This window comes from Microbacterium aurantiacum, from assembly GCF_031625015.1.
Lineage (GTDB): Bacteria > Actinomycetota > Actinomycetes > Actinomycetales > Microbacteriaceae > Microbacterium > Microbacterium aurantiacum.
Map to the genome: position 1 here is coordinate 396778 of NZ_JAHWXH010000002.1, position 21625 is coordinate 418402.

The 21625-nt window shown below is 69.9% G+C and carries 19 protein-coding genes; 3 read left to right on the forward strand and 16 right to left on the reverse strand.

Annotated elements, in window-relative coordinates:
• The first annotated feature begins 25 nt into the window (after positions 1-25).
• Positions 26-712, forward strand: a complete 687-nt coding sequence (locus tag KZC50_RS11520) for a trimeric intracellular cation channel family protein (protein ID WP_310891770.1) — start codon at positions 26-28, stop codon at positions 710-712.
• 36 nt (positions 713-748) lie between these two features.
• Here KZC50_RS11520 and leuA read toward each other — a convergent pair whose 3' ends face one another.
• The 12 genes from leuA to lepA all read right to left on the reverse strand — a co-directional run bounded on the left by leuA (position 749) and on the right by lepA (position 13608).
• Complete coding sequence (leuA, locus tag KZC50_RS11525) at positions 749-2509, reverse strand: 2-isopropylmalate synthase (protein ID WP_310891771.1); 1761 nt, start codon at positions 2507-2509, stop codon at positions 749-751.
• A gap of 169 nt (positions 2510-2678) precedes the next feature.
• A complete protein-coding gene (gene era, locus KZC50_RS11530; RefSeq protein ID WP_053548627.1) occupies positions 2679-3578 on the reverse strand; it encodes a GTPase Era in 900 nt (299 codons plus the stop codon).
• Position 3579: 1 nt separating this feature from the next.
• Complete coding sequence (locus KZC50_RS11535; RefSeq protein ID WP_053548626.1) at positions 3580-4944, reverse strand: hemolysin family protein; 1365 nt, start codon at positions 4942-4944, stop codon at positions 3580-3582.
• Positions 4941-5411, reverse strand: coding sequence for an rRNA maturation RNase YbeY (gene ybeY, locus KZC50_RS11540; protein WP_053548625.1), 471 nt, complete (start codon positions 5409-5411; stop codon positions 4941-4943). The genes KZC50_RS11535 and ybeY overlap by 4 nt, the downstream gene beginning before the upstream one ends.
• Entirely contained in the window at positions 5408-6436 is a 1029-nt protein-coding gene (locus KZC50_RS11545; protein ID WP_310891920.1) for a PhoH family protein, read from the reverse strand. Before KZC50_RS11545 ends, ybeY begins: the two co-directional genes overlap by 4 nt.
• Positions 6437-6476: 40 nt before the next feature.
• A complete protein-coding gene (locus KZC50_RS11550; RefSeq protein WP_301135221.1) occupies positions 6477-6824 on the reverse strand; it encodes an HIT domain-containing protein in 348 nt (115 codons plus the stop codon).
• A gap of 41 nt (positions 6825-6865) precedes the next feature.
• Complete coding sequence (locus KZC50_RS11555) at positions 6866-7597, reverse strand: 16S rRNA (uracil(1498)-N(3))-methyltransferase (RefSeq protein ID WP_310891772.1); 732 nt, start codon at positions 7595-7597, stop codon at positions 6866-6868.
• Between the two features lies 1 nt (position 7598).
• Entirely contained in the window at positions 7599-8702 is a 1104-nt protein-coding gene (gene dnaJ, locus KZC50_RS11560; protein ID WP_310891773.1) for a molecular chaperone DnaJ, read from the reverse strand.
• A 45-nt stretch (positions 8703-8747) separates the two neighbouring features.
• Positions 8748-9794 carry a heat-inducible transcriptional repressor HrcA gene (hrcA, locus tag KZC50_RS11565; RefSeq protein WP_310891774.1) on the reverse strand — a complete coding sequence of 349 codons (1047 nt, stop codon included), beginning with the start codon at positions 9792-9794 and terminating at the stop codon, positions 8748-8750.
• 83 nt (positions 9795-9877) lie between these two features.
• Complete coding sequence (gene hemW / locus KZC50_RS11570; RefSeq protein WP_310891775.1) at positions 9878-11095, reverse strand: radical SAM family heme chaperone HemW; 1218 nt, start codon at positions 11093-11095, stop codon at positions 9878-9880.
• A gap of 1 nt (position 11096) precedes the next feature.
• Entirely contained in the window at positions 11097-11747 is a 651-nt protein-coding gene (locus KZC50_RS11575) for a DUF1990 domain-containing protein (protein ID WP_053548618.1), read from the reverse strand.
• 10 nt (positions 11748-11757) lie between these two features.
• Complete coding sequence (gene lepA, locus KZC50_RS11580) at positions 11758-13608, reverse strand: translation elongation factor 4 (protein ID WP_310891776.1); 1851 nt, start codon at positions 13606-13608, stop codon at positions 11758-11760.
• A 41-nt stretch (positions 13609-13649) separates the two neighbouring features.
• On the opposite strand from lepA, the gene KZC50_RS11585 reads away from it, so the two are divergent.
• Positions 13650-14372 (forward strand): alpha/beta fold hydrolase, encoded by a 723-nt coding sequence (locus KZC50_RS11585; RefSeq protein WP_310891777.1) that lies wholly within the window; start codon positions 13650-13652, stop codon positions 14370-14372.
• Between the two features lie 103 nt (positions 14373-14475).
• Positions 14476-14736: a 30S ribosomal protein S20 gene (gene rpsT / locus KZC50_RS11590; protein WP_053548615.1), complete on the forward strand. Its 261-nt coding sequence runs from the start codon at positions 14476-14478 to the stop codon at positions 14734-14736.
• A 67-nt stretch (positions 14737-14803) separates the two neighbouring features.
• Here the strand turns inward: rpsT and holA are convergent, their stop codons facing one another.
• The 4 genes from holA to leuS all read right to left on the reverse strand — a co-directional run bounded on the left by holA (position 14804) and on the right by leuS (position 21566).
• Positions 14804-15838: a DNA polymerase III subunit delta gene (holA, locus tag KZC50_RS11595; RefSeq protein WP_301135209.1), complete on the reverse strand. Its 1035-nt coding sequence runs from the start codon at positions 15836-15838 to the stop codon at positions 14804-14806.
• A gap of 38 nt (positions 15839-15876) precedes the next feature.
• Positions 15877-18237 carry a ComEC/Rec2 family competence protein gene (locus KZC50_RS11600; RefSeq protein WP_310891778.1) on the reverse strand — a complete coding sequence of 787 codons (2361 nt, stop codon included), beginning with the start codon at positions 18235-18237 and terminating at the stop codon, positions 15877-15879.
• Complete coding sequence (locus tag KZC50_RS11605; protein WP_310891779.1) at positions 18234-18890, reverse strand: ComEA family DNA-binding protein; 657 nt, start codon at positions 18888-18890, stop codon at positions 18234-18236. Before KZC50_RS11605 ends, KZC50_RS11600 begins: the two co-directional genes overlap by 4 nt.
• 90 nt (positions 18891-18980) lie before the next feature.
• On the reverse strand, positions 18981-21566 hold the full coding sequence (gene leuS / locus KZC50_RS11610) for a leucine--tRNA ligase (RefSeq protein WP_301135204.1): 2586 nt from the start codon (positions 21564-21566) through the stop codon (positions 18981-18983).
• Positions 21567-21625 lie beyond the last annotated feature (59 nt).

Consider the following 21625-nt stretch of genomic DNA (forward strand, 5'->3'; position numbering starts at 1 on the left):
CCCTGCGACCGCGCACAATAGAGGCGTGGACGAGCCGATCTTCGTGATCCCCCTGTGGGCGGACCTCCTCGCCGTCGGACTCGGCGGCATCCAGGGGGCGCTGTTCGCTTCCGGATTCCGCGGCGAGCGACGCCTGGACCTCCTCGGCGTCGCCATCATCGGCATCGTCATGGGCATGGGCGGCGGACTCATCCGCGACCTGCTGCTGAACGTTCCGCCGGTCACCCTGCAGAGCAACTGGTATCTGCTCACCGCGACGGCCGCCGCGCTCGTGGGGATGCTGCTGGCCGGGGTCTTCCGACGCCTGAACGCGCTGATCGTCGGTCTCGACGCCGTCGTGATCGGCCTGTTCGGCGCCTTCGGCACCACCAAGGCGTTGGCGCTCGGTCTCCCGCCGGTCCCCGCGGTGTTCGTGGGGGTGTGCGCGGCCGCGGGCGGCGGCATCCTCCGCGACATCATCATGGGTCTGCCGGTGGCGATCATGCACGTCGGATCGCTCTACGCCGTGGCCGCAGCCGCCGGGTGCGCCACCCTGGCCATCACCACCGAGCTCGGCGGAGCCGCCGGGGTCGCCGCGATCGCGGGAGTGGCGGTGACCGCGGTCATCCGGGTGCTCGCGGTGGTGTTCGACATCTCGCTTCCCGAGCAGCGTGCGCTTTATCGGCGCAAGGTGGCGGTGGAGACCTCGTCGATCGCCCTCCCCAAGTCCTGACCTCCCGCCCCGCCGCCCTCGTGGTGAGGGGGAAGGTCAGACGGCGGTGAGTTCCGCGGCGTGGGCCCGGGTGCGGATCGCGCGGTTCACGCCGGAGACGATGGCCTTGAGGGATGCCGTCGAGATGTCGTTGTCGATGCCCACGCCCCACAGGCGCTCGCCGTCGACCTGGAGCTCGACGTAGGCAGCGGCTTGCGCGTCCCCGCCGGAGCTCAGCGCGTGCTCCACGTAGTCGTAGAGCGTGACGTCGAATCCCTGGGCGCGGATGATCTCCAGGAACGCGGCGACGGGGCCGTTGCCCCGGCCGGACGCCTGGATGCTCTCGTCGCCGTCCCGGAGGGTCACATCGAGCGCGACGTCCGCGGACAGGTCGCTCTGCGACCGGGTCGAGAGCAGCTCGAACCGGCCCCAGCGATGGTCGTCGTGCGCGGCGGGCAGGTACTCGTCGGTGAAGACCGACCAGATCTGCTCGCTCGTGACCTCGCCGCCCTCGGCATCCGTCTTGGCCTGGACGACTCCGGAGAACTCGATCTGCAGGCGACGGGGCAGGTCCAGGGCGTGATCGCTCTTCAGCAGATACGCCACGCCGCCCTTGCCGGACTGGGAGTTGACGCGGATGACCGCTTCGTAGGAGCGGCCGAGGTCCTTCGGGTCGATGGGCAGATACGGAACCGCCCACTCGATCTCGTCGACCGTGACGCCCTGCGCCTGGGCACGGGACTCCATCGCCTCGAAGCCCTTCTTGATCGCATCCTGGTGGGAGCCGCTGAACGCCGTGAACACCAGATCGCCCGCCCACGGGCTGCGCTCCGGCACCGGCAGCTGGTTGCAGTACTCCGCGGTCCGCTTGACGTGATCGATGTCGCTGAAGTCGATCTGCGGGTCGACGCCCTGCGTCAGCAGGTTGATCCCCAGCGCCACCAGGTCGACGTTGCCGGTGCGCTCGCCGTTGCCGAACAGGCACCCCTCGATGCGGTCGGCGCCGGCCATGTAGCCGAGCTCGGCCGCAGCGATGGCCGTGCCGCGGTCGTTGTGCGGATGCAGGGACAGGATGACGTTCTCGCGGTGCGCGAGATGCCGGCTCATCCACTCGATCGAGTCGGCGTACACGTTGGGGGTCGCCATCTCCACGGTCGCGGGCAGGTTGATGATGACCTTGCGTTCGGGCGTGGGCTCGAAGACCTCGATCACCTGGTTGCAGACGTCGACCGCGAACTCCAGCTCGGTGCCGGTGTAGCTCTCCGGGGAGTACTCGTAGAAGACCTTCGTCTCGGGGATGCGCTTCTCGAACTCGCGGCACAGCCGCGCGCCCTCGAGGGCGATGTCGATGATCCCCTGCTTGTCGGTGCGGAACACCACCTCGCGCTGCAGCACGCTCGTCGAGTTGTAAAGGTGGACGATCGCCTGCTTCGCGCCCGCGATCGCCTCGTACGTGCGCTCGATCAGGTGCTCGCGGGCCTGGGTGAGGACCTGGATGGTGACGTCACCGGGGATCGCATCGTCTTCGATGAGGTGACGGACGAAATCGAAGTCCGTCTGGCTCGCCGACGGGAAGCCGACCTCGATCTCCTTGTAGCCCATGCCGACGAGCAGATCGAACATGATCCGCTTGCGCTCCGGGCTCATCGGGTCGATGAGCGCCTGGTTGCCGTCGCGGAGATCGACCGCGCACCACCGCGGGGCGGCCGTGATCCGGCGGTCGGGCCACGTGCGATCGGGCAGCTCCACCCGGATCTGCTCGTGGAACGGGCGGTACTTGTGGATGGGCATGCCCGAGGGGCGCTGGGTGTTTTCCATGATTCGTCGCTTCAGATCGTGGGCCCGAGAGGGGGCCGGCTGGATGCCGATGGGTGCGGACCGACGACAAGCTCCGCGACGAGGAGGGTCCTAGAACGAGGACTCGTCGCGGCGACTAAGAAGGAGAAGCCCGCCGAAGCGCATGCGTCGATGGTAGCAGGACCCCGGCTCAGAATCCGAGGCGCCCGAGCTGCTTGGGATCGCGTTGCCAGTCTTTCGCGACCCGCACATGCAGCTTCAGGAAAACACGCGTCCCAACCAGCGGCTCGATCTGGGCACGGGCGCGCGCGCCGACGTCGCGGAGGCGCGAGCCCTTGTGTCCGATGATGATCGCCTTCTGGCTGTCCCGCTCGACGATCACGTTGGCGTGGATGTCTGTCATGTCGCCGGTCTCGCGGCGCGCGATGTCCTCGATGGTGACAGCGATCGAGTGGGGCAGCTCGTCCCGGACGCCGTCGAGGGCCGATTCCCGGATGATCTCCGCGATGCGATCCTCGCGGGATTCATCGGTGACGACGTCCTCGGGGTACAGCGCGGGCCCGGTCGGCATCATGGCCAGAAGCTCGTCGGCGAGCACGTCCAGCTGGTCGCGCGTGAGGGAGGACAGCGGGATGACGGCATCCCAGTCCTCGCGGAGGGCATCCACTTCGACCAGGCGATCGGTGATCTGCTCGCGCGACGCCGCGTCCGTCTTGGTGACGATCGCGACCTTGCGCGCCCGGGGATATCCCGACAGGGACTCCGCGATGCGACGATCGCCGGGCCCGACCTTCTCGGTGGCCGGCACGCAGAATCCGATGACGTCGACGTCCCCGAGCACCGACTCGACGAGGTCGTTCAGGCGCTGCCCGAGGAGCGTGCGGGGCTTGTGGAGACCCGGCGTGTCGACGATCACGAGCTGACCGTCCGGTCGGGTGACGATGCCGCGGATCGCCCGACGCGTCGTCTGCGGCTTGTCGCTGATGATCGCGACCTTCTCGCCGACGAGGGCGTTGGTCAGCGTCGATTTGCCGACGTTCGGTCGCCCGACGAAGGTCACGAATCCCGAACGGAACGTGTCAGTGGTCATCTCAGTTCTTCCCTTCGCGGGGGTCGTCGCTGCGGGTCTCCGCACCTCCGGTGCCCACCGTGCGCAGTTCTCCGGTTCGCGGATGCCGCTCCCCCACGTTCTCGTCGACCGGCGACGGCGCGCGTTCGACGAAGACGGTCGCGATCCCGCGCCCGCGGCCGCGCGAGGCACCGCCGATCATGACGAGGCCGGCGTATTCGGCGGTGGCGCCGGCTTGCGGAACACGCCCGAGAGCCTTGCCGAGCAGGCCGCCGATGGAATCGACGTCTTCGTCCTCGATGTCGATCCCGAAGAGGTCGCCGACCTCGTCGACGCCGAGGCGGGCACTGACGCGGTAGTGGCCGGGCCCGATCTCCTCGATCTCGTCCGCCCTCGGGTCGTATTCGTCGGCGATCTCGCCCACGAGCTCTTCGATCAGATCCTCCAGAGTGACCAGGCCCGAGACGCCCCCGTACTCGTCGACCACGAGGCACACGTGCACGGCATCGCGCTTCATCTGCTGGAGGAGGGTCTCGGCGCGCATCGACTCGGGGACGAACACCGCCGGGCGCGCCACGCGGGCGGCGGGTGCATCGCGCCAGCCGACCTCGTCACGGAAGCCGAACTGCACGAGATCCTTCAGGTAGAGGACCCCGATCACGTCGTCGGCCTCGTCGTCGACGATCGGCACCCGCGAGACGCCCTTGTCGAGGAAGATGGCCATGGCCTCGCGCGTCGACGCCGCGGCATCCACCGTCACCATGTCGGTGCGCGGCACCATGACGGCGCGCACGTACGTCTCTGTGAAATCGAACACCGAGTGGATGAGCTCGCGGTCGTCCTCCTCGATCAGGTCGTTCTCCGCGGCCTCGTCGATGATGCTCAGCAGCTGTTCCTCCGATGCGAAGGACCCTGTCCGTGCGCGTCCGGGAGCGACACGTGTGCCGATGGCGGCGAGGCCGTGTGCGAGGGGACCGAGGAGGACGCGGACGCCGCGGACGACGGGCGCCGCGGCGCGGAGCAGACCGCGGGCGTGCTGCCGACCCACGCTGCGGGGGCTCGCGCCCACGACGATGTAGGAGATCCCCGTCATGAGCACGGCCGCGGCGAGCATGGCCCACCAGATGTTGTCGAACAGCAGGGTGAGGGCCACCGTCACCAGGACGGCCGCGGTGGTCTCTGCCAGCACTCGGATGAAGATGACGGCGTTGGTGTGGGCTTCGGGGTCGACCGCGATGCGCCGCAGAGACACGGCATTGCGGCCGTCCGAGCCGAGCTCCGCCAGGTCGGCGCGGGAAGTCACGCCGAGGGCGGCGTCGAGGGCCACCATCAGGAAGCCGAAACCGAGCAGAAGGGCGGCCCCGACGAGCAGGAGCGCTTCGGTCATGTGCGAGGCCGACGGCGTTCGGCCGCGTGGAAGCTCGCGATGAGCTCGCGCTGGAGGCCGAACATCTCCCGTTCCTCCTCCGGCTCGGCATGGTCGAAGCCGAGGAGGTGGAGCAGGCCGTGGGTGGTGAGCAGGATCAGCTCGTCGGCGGTCGAGTGCCGGGCCGCGACCGCCTGCGCCTCCGCGACCTGCGGGCACAGCACGATGTCGCCGAGGAGTCCGGGAGGCGTGGGCATGTCCTCGGTCCCCGGGCGGAGCTCGTCCATGGGGAAGCTCAGGACGTCGGTCGGCCCCGGCTCGTCCATCCACTGGACGTGGAGCGATTCCATCGCGCCCTCGTCGACCAGGAGGATGGCGACATCCGCGTCCGGACTCACGCGCAGTTCCGACAGGTTGTGCTCCGTGAGGCGGAGGAGCACGGTCTCGTCGACGTCGATCCCCGACTCGTTGCTGATCTCGATCGTCATGAACGCCCCCTCTTGCCCTGACGGTCGCGCGGGCCTGCGCCGCGCGGTCCTCCGCGTCGGTCGGCGCGGTTGGCGAACTCGCTCGCCTCATCGCGCTCGCGTCGAGCCGCCAATCGCTTCTCGTCGTAGGCGCTGTACGCGTCGACGATGCGTCCGACCAGCGTGTGCCGGACGACATCCTCCGACGTCAGATGGGCGAAGTGGATGTCATCGATGTCCGACAGCACGCGGGTCACCAGGCGGAGTCCGGACGCCCCCTGCGGGAGGTCGACCTGGGTGACGTCGCCGGTGACGACCATCCGGGTCCCGAACCCCAGTCGCGTGAGGAACATCTTCATCTGTTCCGGCGTCGTGTTCTGCGCTTCGTCCAGGACGACGAAGGAGTCGTTGAGGGTGCGTCCGCGCATGTACGCAAGCGGCGCGACCTCGATCGTGCCGGTCGCCATGAGCTTGGGGACCAGCTCCGGATCCATCATCTCGTTGAGGGCGTCGTAGAGCGGGCGCAGATAGGGATCGATCTTGTCGGTGAGCGTCCCGGGGAGGAAGCCCAACCGCTCCCCCGCCTCGACGGCAGGGCGCGTGAGGATGATCCGGTTGACCTCCTTGCGCTGCAGGGCCTGCACCGCCTTCGCCATGGCGAGGTAGGTCTTCCCGGTACCGGCCGGACCGATGCCGAACACGATCGTGTGATCCTCGATCGCGTCGACGTACGCCTTCTGCCCCGCCGTCTTCGGCCTGATCACCTTGCCCCGCGAGGAGAGGATCGCCTCTCCGAGCACCTCGGACGGGCGGGGGCCGCCGTCGCTGCGGAGGATCCGGTTGGATGAGGAGACGTCGGAGGGAGCGAGGTCGTGCCCCGCTCGCGTCATCTCGAGCAGCTCGTGCACGAGCCGCCGCGCCGCCGCGACGTCGTCGGTCGCCCCCGAGAGGGTGATCTCGTTCCCGCGGACGAGTACGTCCACACCCGGGTGCTCCCGCTCGACCACACGGAGCAGTCGATCCTGCGGGCCGAGGAGCTGGACCATCGCCACCCCGTCGGCGTAGATGCGTTCTGTCGAGGTGTCGTCAGCCACCGAGACTCTTCTCCCCCAGCCCACCGGCCAGGACGTGTGCGTGCACATGGAAGACCGTCTGACCGGCGCCGGCGCCGGTGTTGAAGACCAGTCGGAAATCGCCCTCGCCGTGTTCCGCGGCGAGCGAAGACGCGAGGCCGATCATCTCGGCCAGGATGTCGGGTGCACCGGCCGCGAGCTCCACGACGTTGCGGTACTCCTCCGACTTGGGGATCACCAGGAGGTGCAGGGGCGCCTGCGGCGCGATGTCGCGGATGGCGAAGACGTTCTCCGTCTCGGCGAGGATCTCCGCGGGGATGTCTCCGCGGAGGATGCGGGTGAAGATCGACGACTCGGCCATAGCGGCCAGTCTATCCGCGCGGGTTGCGAGGACCGGCGGCGTCACCAGCGCTCGAGCGACGCGCTCAGGACCGCGAGCGCCGCAGGCCCCGCGGTGGAGGTGCGCAGCACCGTGTCGCCGAGGCGCGCGACCGTCGCCCCCGCGTCGGAGAACGTGCGGAGCTCACCGTCCGAGATGCCGCCTTCGGGCCCGACGATCAGGACCACGTCCTCGTCGTCGGCGAAGCGGAGCTCGCTCACGCGCTCCGACCCGTCGGGGTCGAGGACGACGAGGTGAGCCCCGGCGAACGCGGACGCGACCTCGCGCGTGGTCGCGAGGGGCGCGACGGCGGGGATCCAGGCCCGGTGCGCCTGCTTGGCCGCCTCCCGGACGATCGTCGTCCAGCGCGCACGACCCTTGACCGCCTTGGCCGCATCCCACCGAGACACGCTGCGCTCCGCCTGCCACGGGACGATCTCATCGACGCCGAGTTCCGTCGACGCCTGAACGGCGAGCTCGTCCCGATCGCCCTTCGCGAGCGCCTGGACCAGCACCACGCGCGGGCGGGGAGCGGGAACCTCGCGGCGCGCGGTGACCTCGACCACCACGCGCCCGGGCCCGACCTCCGTGCAGGTGCCCTCTGCCCAGACGCCCTGGCCGTCCCCGATCGTCACGGACTCCCCCGCCCTCACCCGGCGCACCGTCGCGGCGTGGTGCGCCTCGGTACCGGTGAGGACGAGGTCGTCGCCGACGGCGGCGTCGGAGACGGCATCCGTCACGAAATGCAGAGCCATCTCAGTGGCGGAACCGATCGCGGAGCTTCGCGAACAGCCCCTGATGGAACTCGGAGAGCCGAGGGGAGGGCGCCTTCGTGCGTCGGGCGAACTCCTCGATCAGCGCACGTTCCTTCGCGTCGAGTCGGGTGGGGGTCACGACGTGGACTCCCACGCGCAGATCGCCGCGCTGAGAACCGCGCAACGGCGTGATGCCGCGTCCCTTGATGGTCAGGACGTCTCCCGCCTGCACGCCGGGACGGATCTCGAGATCGACCGGGCCGTCCAACGACGTGATGGTGGTGGTCGTCCCGAGGATCGCGTCGGGCATCGACACCTCGAGGGTGGCGAGCAGATCGTCCCCCTCGCGGCTGAACGCGTCGTGCGGGGCGACGGAGATCTCGATGTACAGGTCGCCGTTCGGGCCGCCGGCGGGCCCCACCTCTCCCGAGCCCGGAAGCTGGAGGCGGAGACCGGTCTCGACGCCGGCGGGGATGTCGAGGGAGACCGTTCGGCGGGAACGGACCCGTCCCTGTCCCTGGCAGGTGGCGCACGGGTACGGGATGGTCGTGCCGTATCCCTGGCAGACCGAGCAGGGCTGGCTCGTGACGACGTTCCCGAGCAGGCTGCGGACCTGGCGCTGGACGTGCCCCGATCCGTGGCAGATGTCGCATGTCACCGGTGCGGTGCCCGGCTGGCAGCACGAGCCCTCGCAGGTCTCGCACGCGACGGCGGTGTCGACCTCGATGTCGCGGTGCACGCCGAAGACGACGTCGCCGAGTTCGAGGGAGACCTTCACGAGGGCGTCCTGGCCGCGCTCCCGACGCGACCGCGGACGCCCCGCGCGGGTGCCGCCGCCGCCGAAGAAGGTCTCGAAGATGTCACCGAAGCCGCCGAACCCGGCACCGCCGAGTCCACCGCCGTCGCCGCCCATGTCGTACCGGGCACGCTGATCGGGGTCGCTCAGCACGTCGTACGCGTGGGTGACGAGCTTGAAGCGCTCGGCCGCGTCGTCTCCCGGATTGACATCCGGGTGCAACTGGCGGGCCAGGCGCCGGTACGCCTTCTTGATCTCATCCGGACTGGCGTCGCGCGCGACGCCGAGGACCTCGTAGTGGTCAGTCACGGTGGCCTTTCTGCCCGCGCGGAACGCGGGGTCGGGTGAGCGGCGTCAGCGGCCGCTCTCGTCTTCTTCGAGGATCCGCGTGAGGTATCGGGCCACGGCCCGCACCGCCGCGAGATTGGTCGGGTAATCCATCCGCATCGGACCGAGGAGACCGACGCGCGCACGGGTACGCGCACCGGTCACGTCGTAGTCGCTGGCCAGGACGGATGCCTCGCCGAGGCCGAACGGTTCGTTCTCGCGCCCGATGCTCGCGGCGAGGCCCTGATCGTCCGCGACCATCTCGCCCATCAGCCGGAGGATCGTCACCTGCTCTTCGATCGCTTCGAGGAGCGGGTAGATGCTGCCGCGGAAATCCGCTTCACTGCGGGCGAGGTTCGCGCTGCCGGCCATCACGAGGCGGTCCTGCCGGAAGTGTTCGAGCTCCTCGGCCACGGCCTTCGCGATGACGATCGTGGCCTTCTCCCGCGGGACCGTGGGTTCGTCCGGTGTGGCTATCCGCTCGGCGATGCGCTCGAGTCCCTCCCGCACGGGCCTGCCGACGAGGAGGGTTCCCAGCTCCGCCCGGATCCGGCCGAGATCGCTGTCGTCGAACTCGTCGCGCACGAAGGCGACGCGCTGCGACACCCGTCCGGTGTCGGTGACGACGATGACCAGCATCCGTCCGCCGCCGAGCTGCACGAGCTCCACATGGGTGACGCGTGCCCGGGCGAACGAGGGATACTGCACGATCGCGACCTGTCCCGTGAGGCTGGTCAGGGCGCGCACCGTGCGCGTGAGGACGTCGTCCAGGTCGCTCGACCCCTCCAGGAAGGAGGCGATGGCGCTGCGCTGCGCGGTGCTCAACGGGCGGAGCTCCGCCAGATGGTCGACGAAAACGCGGTAACCCTTGTCGGTGGGAACCCTGCCGGATGAGGTGTGCGGAGCCGCGATGAGCTCCTCGTCCTCGAGCTGGGCCATGTCGTTTCGGATCGTCGCGGCGGACACACCGAAGGCGTGCCGATCGACGATCGCCTTGCTGCCCACGGGCTCACGCGTGTCGACGTAGTCCTGAACGATGGCGCGCAGCACTTGGAGGCCCCGCTCGCTGACCATGCCACCTCCTCGGACGATCGTTGGCACTCACCGGAATCGAGTGCCAATTCTACTCGATGGCCCCGGGTCGGGTCGGGAGGCGCTCAGGAGGTCAGTGCGCGGGCCACCGTGTCGCCGAGGAGACGTCCGCGCAGCGTCAGCACCACCCGACCGTGGACCGCTGCCGCGCCGTCGACCAGTCCGTCGGCGATCAGAGCGGCGAGAGCACGTCGTCCGGACGCCGACAGACGCTCGACGGGAAGCCCCTCGCGGATGCGGGTGCGGAGGAGCACCTCCTCCCATCGGCGCGCTGTCGCGTCCGGCGTCTCGCGTCCCGCCGCCGGCGACTCCCCCGCGGCGAGGCGCGCGGCGTACGCCGCCGGGTGCCGCACATTCCAGAACCGGGTACCCGCGATGTGGCTGTGCGCGCCGGGGCCGTAGCCCCACCAGTCGGCACCCTCCCAGTACGCGAGATTGTGGCGTGAGCGGCTGTCGGGGGTGCGTGCCCAGTTCGACACCTCGTACCAGTCGTATCCGGCCTCACCGAGGAGTGCGTCGGCCAGCTCGTACATGTCCGCCTGCAGATCGTCGTCGGGCGGAACGACCTCGCCGCGGCGGATCTGTCGGGCGAGCTTCGTCCCGTCCTCGACGATGAGGGCGTACGCGGAGATGTGATCGGGCTCCAGTGCGAGGGCGGCGTCGAGCGAGCGCCGCCAATCCTCCAGCGCCTCGCCCGGCGCGCCGTAGATCACGTCGACGCTCACCTGCAGACCCGCCGCCCGCGCGGAGTTCACCGCGGAGCGGACGTTCTCGGGGCGGTGTGTGCGATCGAGGCTCGCCAGCACGTGCGGGACCGCCGACTGCATGCCGACGGACATCCGGGTCACTCCGGCCGCCGCCAGCGCCTCGGCGGTGCCGTCGACGACCGTGTCGGGATTGGCCTCCACGGTCACCTCGGCGTCAGGGGCGATACCGAACTCCTCGGCGACGCCGTGGAGCATCCGCCCGAGGTCGCCTGCGGGAAGAAGGGTCGGGGTTCCGCCCCCGAGGAACACCGTCGTCGCGGGGCGCAACGGACCGCGCGCGGCGAGCTGCGCAGCAGAGAGGGTGATCTCCCGCCGGACGGTCTCGGCGTACGCGTCCTGGGACGCGCCGTGCAGTTCCTGTGCGGTGTAGGTGTTGAAGTCGCAGTAGCCGCAACGGACGCGGCAGAACGGAACGTGCAGGTACACGCTGAACGGCGCGTCCGCCGACCACGTCGAGTCCTCCCCGAGAGGACCCGCCGCGGGAATCGGGTCACCGAGCGGAAGCGCAGCCCCCACGTCAGGCCGACGTCGTGTACAGAGGTGAGATGGCGCGGAGATAGCCGGAGAAGAGCGCACGTCGCCGCCTCCGCGTCAACGCGGGGAACAGTCGGTGGAGAGGGGCCTTCGGAGCGTCGAACGCGCGGACGGTGAACCACACCTCGTCGTTGTCGTGCCAGTCCAGCATGAGCGACTCCTCGCCGCTGACGACGGAATCGCCCACGGTGCCGATCGCGAAACCGATCCGTCGCGGCTCGTCGACGGCGAAGATGACCCGAAGCTCGGCATCCGCCCGCATTCCGCCCACGCGACCTGCCACGCGCACCGTCGTCCCGCCGGCGACGTACGGGGTGCCGTCGGCGTCGTAGCGCACGTCCGATTCGCTCCTGCTCGGGGCGACGGGCACGCCCTCCGGGTCGAAGCTGACTCCGGCGTAGGTGGGCCCGGCGGCCGGACGCACATCGCTCAGTGCGAGTCCCGCCCCGCGCTGCGCCGTCCACGACAGCAGCGCCTCGCCCGCGGAGCGGAACCGCGCTTCGCCGCTGCCGATGCGCCATGACTGTTCCGCAGGGATGCTGCGCTCGGGCGGATACTGCATGAGATCGGGGGCCTGGGTGGCTCCGACGGCGGCGTAATCGACCGTGTCGTCCCGGAAGCTTCCTCGACGCATGGGGACCAGCCTACTTCGCGGCCTTGCCCTCGACATCCCCGGAGAGCGCGGCGATGAACGCCTCCTGGGGGACCTCGACGCGTCCGACCATCTTCATGCGCTTCTTGCCCTCCTTCTGCTTCTCCAGCAGCTTCCGCTTGCGCGTGATGTCGCCGCCGTAGCACTTCGCGAGGACGTCCTTGCGGATCGCGCGGATGTTCTCGCGCGCGATGATGCGCGCGCCGATGGCGGCCTGGATCGGCACCTCGAACTGCTGGCGGGGAATCAGCTTGCGCAGGCGTTCGGTCATCATCGTTCCGTACGCGTACGCCTTCTCCCGGTGCACGATCGAGCTGAACGCGTCCACCTTGTCGCCCTGGAGCAGGATGTCGACCTTCACCAGGTCGGCCTCCTGCTGCCCGCTGGGCTCGTAGTCGAGGCTCGCGTAGCCCTGCGTCTTGGACTTCAGCTGGTCGAAGAAGTCGAACACGATCTCGCCGAGCGGCATGTCGTAGCGCAGCTCGACGCGGTCCTCGCTGAGGTAATCCATGCCCAGCAGGCTGCCGCGTCGGGTCTGGCAGAGCTCCATGACGGTGCCCACGTAGTCCTTCGGGAGCAGGATGCCGACCTTGACCATCGGCTCGGAGACCGAGGCGACCCGTCCGTCCGGATACTCGCTGGGATTGGTCACCGTGACCGTTTCACCGGTGTCGGTGGTGACCTCGTAGGTCACCGAGGGGGCCGTGGTGATGAGATCGAGGCCGAACTCGCGTGCGAGGCGCTCTGTGATGATCTCGAGGTGCAGAAGTCCGAGGAAGCCGCAGCGGAAACCGAATCCCAACGCGACCGACGTCTCCGGCTCATACTGCAGGGAGGCGTCCGACAGCTTCAGCTTGTCCAGCGCCTCGCGGAGGTCGCCGTAGTCGCTGCCGTCGATCGGGTAGATGCCCGAGAACACCATGGGCTTCGGGTCCGTGTATCCCGGGAGGGCTTCGGACGCAGGCACGCGGTGGTGCGTGATGGTGTCGCCCACCTTGGACTGACGGACGTCCTTCACGCCGGTGATGAGATACCCCACCTCTCCCACGCCGAGTCCGCGGGTGGGAGTCGGCTCGGGACTGGAGACGCCGATCTCGAGGAGCTCGTGGGTCGCGCGCGTGGACATCATCTGGATGCGCTCGCGGGGTGACAGCTGTCCGTCGACCATGCGCACGTACGTCACGACGCCCCGGTAGGCGTCGTAGACCGAATCGAAGATCATCGCGCGGGCCGGCGCGTCCGCGTTGCCCGTCGGTGCCGGGATCTGCTCGACGATGCGGTCGAGCAGGGCCTCCACACCCATCCCGGTCTTGCCCGAGACGCGCAGCACGTCGGCGGGGTCGCCGCCGATGAGTCCGGCGAGTTCGGCGGCGAACTTCTCTGGGTCGGCGGCCGGGAGGTCGATCTTGTTGAGCACCGGGATGATGTGCAGATCGTTCTCGAGGGCGAGGTAGAGGTTCGCCAGCGTCTGCGCCTCGATGCCCTGAGCGGCGTCGACGAGGAGGATGGCCCCCTCGCAGGCCGCGAGCGACCGACTGACCTCGTAGGTGAAGTCGACGTGACCGGGCGTGTCGATCATGTTCAGCGCGTAAGCGGAGTCGCCCAGCTCCCACGGCATCCGCACGGCTTGGGACTTGATGGTGATGCCGCGCTCGCGCTCGATGTCCATGCGGTCGAGGTACTGGGCGCGCATGTCGCGGTCGGCGACGACGCCGGTGATCTGCAGCATCCGGTCGGCCAGCGTGGACTTCCCGTGGTCGATGTGGGCGATGATGCAGAAGTTGCGGATGAGCTCCGGCGGGGTGGCGGACGGCTCGAGAGGCTTCAGGGCGCGAGGTGACATGTCTCGACGATTCTACGGGGGTGGTGGCTTAGCCTGACGGCATGGTCGTCCAGGTGGTGATGGTCCACGGCATCCGTACGTCCGCGACGATGTGGCGCGCCCAGGTGACCCACCTCCAGCACCGTGGTGTCGGCGCGTTCGCCGTGGACCTCCCCGGCCACGGATCGCGGATGTCGGAGGAGTTCTCCGTCGCCGGCGCGTTCGCCACCATCGACAGCGCCGTGCGCGATGCCGCGACGCGGGGTCCGGTCATCCTCGTCGGACATTCGATGGGCGGACTGCTGAGCATCGAGTACGCCGGCGCCGAGGAGCGGCCGCCGCTGGCGGCGTTCATCGCGGCATCGTGCACCGCGATCCCCCGCGGCCCCGGACTCGCCGCCTACCGATTCCTCGCGCGCCGCTTCGACGCTCTGCCCGATCGCGGGATGTGGCTCACCGACCGGGTCCTCGATCTCACGCTCCCCGGCGACACCCGCGCCGACTTCGGGGCGGGGGGCTATGCCTTCGACACGCAGGATGTCGCCCTCCGCAGTCTGTCGGTGCTAGATCTGCTGACGGCCCTGGCGCGGATCGAGGTTCCGCTGTGGTTCGTGAACGGCCAGTTCGACCAGCTGAGGGTGAACGAGCGTCTGTTCAGGCGGGTCGCTCCGCACGCCGAGCTCATCGTCGTTCCGCGCACGAGTCACCTCGTCACCGCGATGCGGCCGCGCGTGTTCAACGCCGTGCTCGACCTGGCGATCGCGACGGTCGAGCAGACCTGGTAGAATCCTTGTTTGGCTTGCGTGTGGGTTCACCGCACGACCGCCGCGGCGCCCCTCTCGCGTCACCGGCACTCCACCATCACTCCGAGCGAAGGAACGTCCACACGTGGCGAACATCAAGTCGCAGATCAAGCGCAACAAGACCAACGAGAAGGCCCGCGAGCGCAACAAGGCGGTCAAGAGCGAGCTGAAGACCGAGGTGCGTCGCACCCGCGAGGCCGTCGCCTCGGGCGACAAGGCCGCGGCCGAGACCGCGCTGCGCAAGGCCAACAAGAAGCTCGACAAGGCTGTGAGCAAGGGCGTCATCCACGCCAACCAGGCTGCGAACCGCAAGTCGGCGATCGCCAAGCAGGTCGCGTCCATCTGACGTCCTGCAGTGACGACGAAGGCCCGCTCCCCACGGAGCGGGCCTTCGTCGTTCACGGGTCCCCGGTTCAGCGACCGAACGGGCTCCGCGTGGCGATCACCGTGACCAGACGCTCCACGGCGAACACCGGGTCGCGTGACGCGCCCTTCACCTCGGAGTCGGCGCGCGCGGCGGCCTGGATGGCCATGCCGAGCGTGGTCTCGTTCCAGCCACTGAGGTCTCGCCGTGCGCGATCGACCTGCCAGTCCTTCAGCCCGAGGCGCGCAGCGAGGGCGCTCGAGGGCTCACGATGGCCCGCCACGCGAGCCATCGTGCGCAGTTTGGAGGCGATCGCCGCCACCAGTGGCACCGGGTCCGCTCCGGAGGCGAGGGCATGCCGCAGCGCGACAAGGGCATCGCCGTAGCGGCCGGCGATGGCGGTGTCGGCCACGACGAAGGCCGACGTCTCGACGCGGCCGCCGTAGTAGCGCTCGACGACCTGGTCGGTGATGTCGCCCGGGACGTCGGAGATCAGCTGCTGGCACGCGGCCGCGAGTTCGGTGAGGTCATCGGCGAATGCGGAGACCAGGACCCGCAGAGCGGTCGGTGCGATGCGCTTCTGCGCCGAGCGGAATTCGTCCGCGGCGAAGTCGAAGCGGTCCGAATCCCTCTTGACGGCGGGGCACGAGACCTCGATTCCTCCCCCGCGTCCGCTGCGCACGGCGTCGAGGAGCTTCTTCCCGCGCACCGTCGCACCGGTGTGGCGCAGGATGACGGTGGCCCCCTCCTGGGGAGCCTCGAGATATCCGAGGGCTTCGGTGAGGAACGCGTCGCTGCACTTCTCGACGCCGCTGACCCGGATGAGGCGGGGTTCGCCGAACAGAGAGGGCGAGGTCAGCGACAGGAGCGTCCCGGGGGCGTAGTCGTCCGCGCGGACGTCTGAGACCTCGAGGCTCGGATCCGCCGCGCGCAGGACATCGCGGACGCCCGCGATCGCACGCTCGGCGCAGACCTCCTCGGGGCCGGACACGAGGACGAGCGGGGCGGGCTGCGGGCTGCGCCACGAGATCTGCGGGATCGCGCTCTTCGGCCCTCGGGCAGCGGGACGACGCGCGGCGGACATGGTTCTCAGCCTACAAGCGGGCGCTGACGTCCGACCGTTCAGCCGTCCGTCCGCTCGCTCCAGATCCGCCACCCCTCGGGAACGCGGACGATCGCGACGACTCCCGCTCGGTCGGTCCGTGCCACGGTCGCGCCGACCTCGTCGAGGATGCGGAGGGCCTCCACACGAGGGTGCCCGTGGGTGTTGTCCGCGCCGACCGGGACGAGGGCGATGGCGGGTGCGGCGAGGGCGTACAGACCGGCATCCTGATCGGCGCTCCCATGGTGCGCGACCTTCACCAGGGCGTACGGAGGATCGAGCGCCCCCGAGGCCCCGAGGACCCGCTGCGTCGCGGCCGAGAGGTCGCCGAGCCACAGGGAATCGGGTACTCCCCCACCGGACATCTCCAGCACGACGCTGGCGTCGTTTCCCGGCTCGCCGGCGCCGGGACCGGGGACGGGCCACACCGTGCGCCACCGGGCGTCGCCGAGGAGACCCGTGTCACCCCTGCCGGTGCGGGTCACCCGGGCGCCCGCGGCCTCCAGCACGCCGAGGGTCACCGCATCCTGAGGCTCCACGGGCCCGTGCAGCACGCGGCCGACGCGGCCGACGATCGCGTCGATCCCCCCGCTGTGGTCGAGGTCGAAGTGCGTGAGGACGAGCAGATCGATGCGGGCGACTCCCGCTCGGGCGAGGCAGTGCGAGAGCCGCTCGGGATCCGGGCCGGTGTCGATGAGGGCGACCACATCGGAGGAGCGGACGAGCACGGCATCGCCCTGGCCCACATCGCACGCGAGGATCGTCCAGTCCCGGGGCAGGGTCCAGGGCCCGATCACCGATTCGAGGGCGATGCGTCCGCCCGCGAGACCGATGACGACCGCCAAGACAGCCGCGGTGAAGACCCTCGTCGCGCGCGCGAGGAGGGTCGATCCCCGGAGGCCCGCGACGACGACCCCGACGCACACGCCGACGACCGCGAGGGAGACCGCGCCGCCGATCCCGTCCATCCAGTCGAGGGTGCGCAGCGGCAGGTCCGACAGCGCCGTCGCCGTCCCCGCGATCCAGGATGCCGGGAGCCATGCGAGCATCGTGAGCCCGTTCTGCAGCGTCGGCCACGGGGCGGCGAGACAGGCGAGCAGACCCACGACGGTCGCCACGGGTGCGGCGGGTGCGGCGAGGAGGTTCGCCGGCACCCCCCAGAGCGGCACCTCGGGGGTGATCAGGATCAACAGCGGCCCGCACGCGAGCTGTGCAGCCAGGGGGACCGCCAGCGCGAGCGCCAGGAATCGCGGGAGTGCCCGCGACAAGCCCTCGGCGAGCGGACGGGCGAACAGCAAGAGCGCGCCCGTCGCCGCGGCGGAGAGCGCGAAGCCGAGCGACGCGGACAGCCACGGATCGAGGACGAGCAGGACGCTGACCGTGAGGGTGAGGATGCCGATCCCGGCGGCGGGACGTCCGAGCAGAAGGGCGAGCATCGACACCGCGGCCATGGTCGCCGCCCGCACGACGCTCGGCTCGGGGGTCACGAGCAGGACGAAGCCCGCCAGCACCGTGACGCCGACGAGGACTCGGGTACGACGGGTGCCGCCGAGAGCCGCGGAGAGGACGAAGGAGATCCCGACCACGATCGCGCAGTTGGCTCCGGACACCGCCGTGAGATGCGAGAGCGAGGTCGCCTTCATCGCCGCGTCGAGCTCGGGCGAGACCGCGGAGGTGTCGCCGACGGCGAGACCCGCGATCAGGCCCGCTCCGGGCGCAGGGAGCGGGTCGCCCGCGCGCACGAGGCCGTGCCGGAGGTCGGACGCGACGGCGAAGACCCCCTCCGGCGCGTGCAGGATCTGCGGTGCCTCGACGGCGCGCAGTCGCACGACGGCGCGCTCACCGCTCCGAGCCGGCGCCGCGCTTCCGATGACGCGCACCGTCGCGCCGACATCGAGCCGGGGGCCGACAGCCGCGCGGTCCTGGTGACTCAGCGCGACGACGAGGTCGGCGCCGAGCGGCCGCTCGTCACCCGACACGGATGCCGACGACGCGCGGGCGACGAACGAGGCGCCGTGGGCCGAGGGTTCGATCTTCCCGACGACCACGGCGGTGACCTCCAGCCGGCCCGGCGCGTCGAGCAGGAGTCCTGCCGCCGCGTCGCGTCGAGGCTCGGCCAGGGCCACGTGGGACGCGGCGGACGCGGCCAGCGCGAGGGAGAGTGCAAGGATCATGGGCGCCGCACCCGTCCGACCCGCTCGGACGCGCAGCACCATCACCGCCACGACCACGACGGTGCAGGCCCACAGCGCGACGCATGCCCCGGCGGCCCCATCCGGGTGATGGACGAGCACACCCGTGGTCACCCAGACCGATGCCGCGGCGGGTACGACGCGCAGACGACGCAGAGCGCGACGGCGGCGCGGAACGGTGTCCGTCATACCCGCACCTGTTTGCGGAGCCCCGCCAGGAGCTTCTCGCCGATCCCCGGAACCGCCAGCAGATCCTCGACGCTGGAGAAGGGGCCGTTCTGCTCTCGCCACTCGATGATCCGCTGCGCGATGGCAGGCCCGATCCGGGGCAGGGTGTCCAGTGCGGCCGCATCCGCCGTGTTCAGGTCGAGCGGCCCGCTGCCCGCGGGCCCACCTGCTGCGGAACCGCCGCTCGCCGCGGCGCCGTCGGGCGGCGCCTCCCCCGGGGCCGGGATGTGGACCTGTTCCCCATCGACCGCGGGACGGGCGAGATTCACCGCGGCACGATCCGCGCCATCGGCGAATCCCCCGGCGGCGGCGACCACGTCCACGACACGCGCGCCGTCGGCGAAGACGTAGAGCCCCGGGCTCCGCACCTGTCCGGAAACGTGAACGAAGATCTCCGTCGCATCGTCGACGCGGGGCGGGCCACCGGTCGGATCCGAGCCATGCGAGGAGCCCGGCGGGTCGGCCGGCACCACCGCCGTCGGCCCGCTCGCCGAGCGGACGATGCCGATCCCGATCGTCACGACGAGGACGATGAGGACCAGCGAGACCGCCGCTCCCCATCCCCACCGTCGTGCGCTCGGCGCCGCTTCGGACACGGGGAGAGGGGCGGACACGCTCACACGCTAGGCGGATGCGGCCGCGGCATCCGTCGTCCTCCCCCGTCCGTGGACGGCATCGGGCGGATCCCCTGCTGGGGAGGAGGGTCAGCGGGTGCTGAAGCTGACCACCTTCGGCGGGCGCACCACGGCCCGGACGACCTCGCGGTCGCCGAGAGCCTTGACGATGCGCGCGTCCGCTCGGGCGAGTCGCTCCAGTTCGGCCGCGTCGATCCGCGCCGAGACGTCGAGGGTCGCCCGGACCTTGCCGTCGATCTGCACGACGGTCGTGACGCTGTCTTCGACGAGCAGCATGGGATCCGCCTGTCGCCACGTCACGAGACCGACGAATCCGTCGTACCCGAGGACCTCCCACATCTCCTCCGCGACGTGCGGTGCGAAGAGATCCAGGATCATGGCCGTCGCCTCCGCAGCCTCGCGCACAGCGGGGTCGGCGGCACCGGGCCCGGAGTCGATCGCCTTCCGGGTCGCATTCACGAGCTCCATGAGTCGCGCGACGACCACATTGAACTTCGTCTGCTCGACCAGGCCCGGGGCATCGGCCAGCAGACGGTGGGTCACGCGACGCAGCGCCGCATCCCCCTCGGCCCAGATCACATCCGGCTCGCTCGAGACGTCGTGGGCGACGCGCAGCGCCCGCGAGAGGAATTTCGTCGCTCCGGTGGTCGAGACATCCGCCCAGTCCTTGTCGTCCTCGACGGGACCGGCGAAGGCCAGCGCGACGCGCAGCGCGTCCGCGCCGTGAGCGTCCAGCTCCTCCTGGAAGAGAACGAGGTTGCCCTTGCTCTTGGACATCTTCGCGCCGTTGAGGATCACCATCCCCTGATTGATGAGACTCGAGAACGGCTCCGTGAAGTCCAGGTGACCCATGTCGTACAGGGCCTTGGTGATGAAGCGGGCGTACAGCAGGTGCAGGATGGCGTGCTCCACGCCGCCGATGTAGAAGTCGACGGGCGCCCAGCGTGCGGCCTGCGCCGGGTCGAACGCCTGTGTGGCATCGCCCGGCGAGAGGAAGCGCAGGAAGTACCACGAGCTGTCGACGAACGTGTCCATCGTGTCGGGGTCGCGCTGCGCGGGCGCACCGGTCTCGGGATCCTGCGTCTGCATCCACGCGGATGCCGCGCCCAGCGGGGAGGCGCCCTTGGGGGTGAGATCGATTCCTCTCGCATCCGGCAGCGTGAGGGGCAGCTGGTCCTCCGGTACGGGGACGATCCCGCCGTCTTCGGTGTGGATCATCGGGATGGGAGTACCCCAGAAGCGCTGGCGGGAGATCAACCAGTCGCGCAGACGGTACGACTTCGCGGCGCGGCCGGTTCCGGCAGCGCTCAGCTCCTCCACGATCCGAGCGATCGCGTGGCGCTTGGAGAGTCCGTTGAGCGAACCCGAGTTGATGAGCCGTCCCTCGCCGGTCAGGGCGATGCCGGTGCGGGCGGGGTCGATGTCGTCGAGAGACGGGTCGTCCAGGGTCGGGTCGATCGGGTCGCCGTTCTCATCGAGCTCGATGACCGGGATGGCGCCCGTGATGGGTGCGGTGGTGTCCACGACCACCTTCACGGGAAGATCGAACGCGCGGGCGAAGTCGAGGTCGCGCTGGTCGTGTGCGGGAACGGCCATCACCGCACCGTGTCCGTAGTCCGCCAAGACGTAGTCGGCCGCCCAGATCGGCAGCCGCTCGCCGTTGACGGGGTTGATCGCGAAGCGGTCGAGGAAGACGCCGGTCTTCGGACGATCGGTGCTCTGGCGTTCGATGTCCGTCTCGCGCTGCACGCGCTCGAGGTAGTCCTGGAAGCGCATCCGCACCTCCGCCGTCGAGCCGGCGGCGAGCTCGGCCGCGAGGTCGCTGTCGGGCGCGACGACCATGAAGGTCGCCCCGTGCAGCGTGTCCGGTCGTGTCGAGAACACGGTGACCTTCTCGGCGCGCCCCTCGATCTCGAAGTCGATGTCGGCGCCGACGGAGCGGCCGATCCAGTTGCGCTGCATGCGCAGGACCTTCGATGGCCAGAAGCCCTCGAGCTGGTTCAGGTCGTCGAGGAGCCGGTCGGCGTAGTCCGTGATCTTGAAGTACCACTGCGTGAGCTTCTTCTTCACGACTTCGTGGCCGCATCGCTCGCAGTGTCCGTCGACGACCTGCTCGTTGGCGAGGACGGTCTGATCGTTCGGGCACCAGTTGACCGGGCTGGCCTTCCGGTAGGCCAGGCCCCGCTCGTAGAGCTTCTGGAAGAGCCACTGGTTCCAGCGGTAGTAGTCGGGGTCGCTGGTGTGCAGGACCCGGTTCCAGTCGAAGGAGACCCCGTATTGGCGGAAACCCGCCTTCTGCTGCTCGATGTTGGCGTAGGTCCACTCGCGGGGGTCCGCACCGCGCTTGATGGCGGCGTTCTCCGCGGGCAGTCCGAAGGAGTCCCATCCGATCGGGTTCAGGACGTTGTAGCCGCGGTGACGCCAGAAGCGCGCCACGATGTCGGAGTAGAGGTAGTTCTCGGCGTGCCCCATGTGCAGGTCGCCCGACGGGTACGGGAACATCGCCAGCACGTATTTGCGGGGCCGCGTGTCCTCTGGCCCGCCGGCGCGGAAGGGGTCTGCGGCTTCCCATCGCTGCTGCCACTTCGTCTGGACGGCGTGCGCGTCGTAGCCTCCGCCGTCGGCGGCGGGCAGCGGTGCGGAGCTCTGAGACACAGAAAGACCAATCGTGGGGGATGCCGGGTGTCGCGCGAGAGCGCAACGTCCAGGCTAGC

What these genes read in the sequence shown, in the direction of transcription:
- KZC50_RS11545 (WP_310891920.1), bottom strand. Translation starts at nt 6,436, where the DNA reads ATGGTCCAGCTCCTCGGCCCGCAGGATCGACTGCTCCGTGTGGTCGAG.
- holA (WP_301135209.1), bottom strand. Translation starts at nt 15,838, where the DNA reads ATGTCCGCCGCGCGTCGTCCCGCTGCCCGAGGGCCGAAGAGCGCGATC.
- KZC50_RS11550 (WP_301135221.1), bottom strand. Translation starts at nt 6,824, where the DNA reads ATGGCCGAGTCGTCGATCTTCACCCGCATCCTCCGCGGAGACATCCCC.
- hrcA (WP_310891774.1), bottom strand. Translation starts at nt 9,794, where the DNA reads ATGGTCAGCGAGCGGGGCCTCCAAGTGCTGCGCGCCATCGTTCAGGAC.
- KZC50_RS11555 (WP_310891772.1), bottom strand. Translation starts at nt 7,597, where the DNA reads ATGGCTCTGCATTTCGTGACGGATGCCGTCTCCGACGCCGCCGTCGGC.
- era (WP_053548627.1), bottom strand. Translation starts at nt 3,578, where the DNA reads ATGACCACTGACACGTTCCGTTCGGGATTCGTGACCTTCGTCGGGCGA.
- ybeY (WP_053548625.1), bottom strand. Translation starts at nt 5,411, where the DNA reads ATGACGATCGAGATCAGCAACGAGTCGGGGATCGACGTCGACGAGACC.
- KZC50_RS11600 (WP_310891778.1), bottom strand. Translation starts at nt 18,237, where the DNA reads ATGACGGACACCGTTCCGCGCCGCCGTCGCGCTCTGCGTCGTCTGCGC.
- leuA (WP_310891771.1), bottom strand. Translation starts at nt 2,509, where the DNA reads ATGGAAAACACCCAGCGCCCCTCGGGCATGCCCATCCACAAGTACCGC.
- KZC50_RS11535 (WP_053548626.1), bottom strand. Translation starts at nt 4,944, where the DNA reads ATGACCGAAGCGCTCCTGCTCGTCGGGGCCGCCCTTCTGCTCGGTTTC.
- KZC50_RS11585 (WP_310891777.1), top strand. Translation starts at nt 13,650, where the DNA reads ATGGTCGTCCAGGTGGTGATGGTCCACGGCATCCGTACGTCCGCGACG.
- lepA (WP_310891776.1), bottom strand. Translation starts at nt 13,608, where the DNA reads ATGTCACCTCGCGCCCTGAAGCCTCTCGAGCCGTCCGCCACCCCGCCG.
- KZC50_RS11575 (WP_053548618.1), bottom strand. Translation starts at nt 11,747, where the DNA reads ATGCGTCGAGGAAGCTTCCGGGACGACACGGTCGATTACGCCGCCGTC.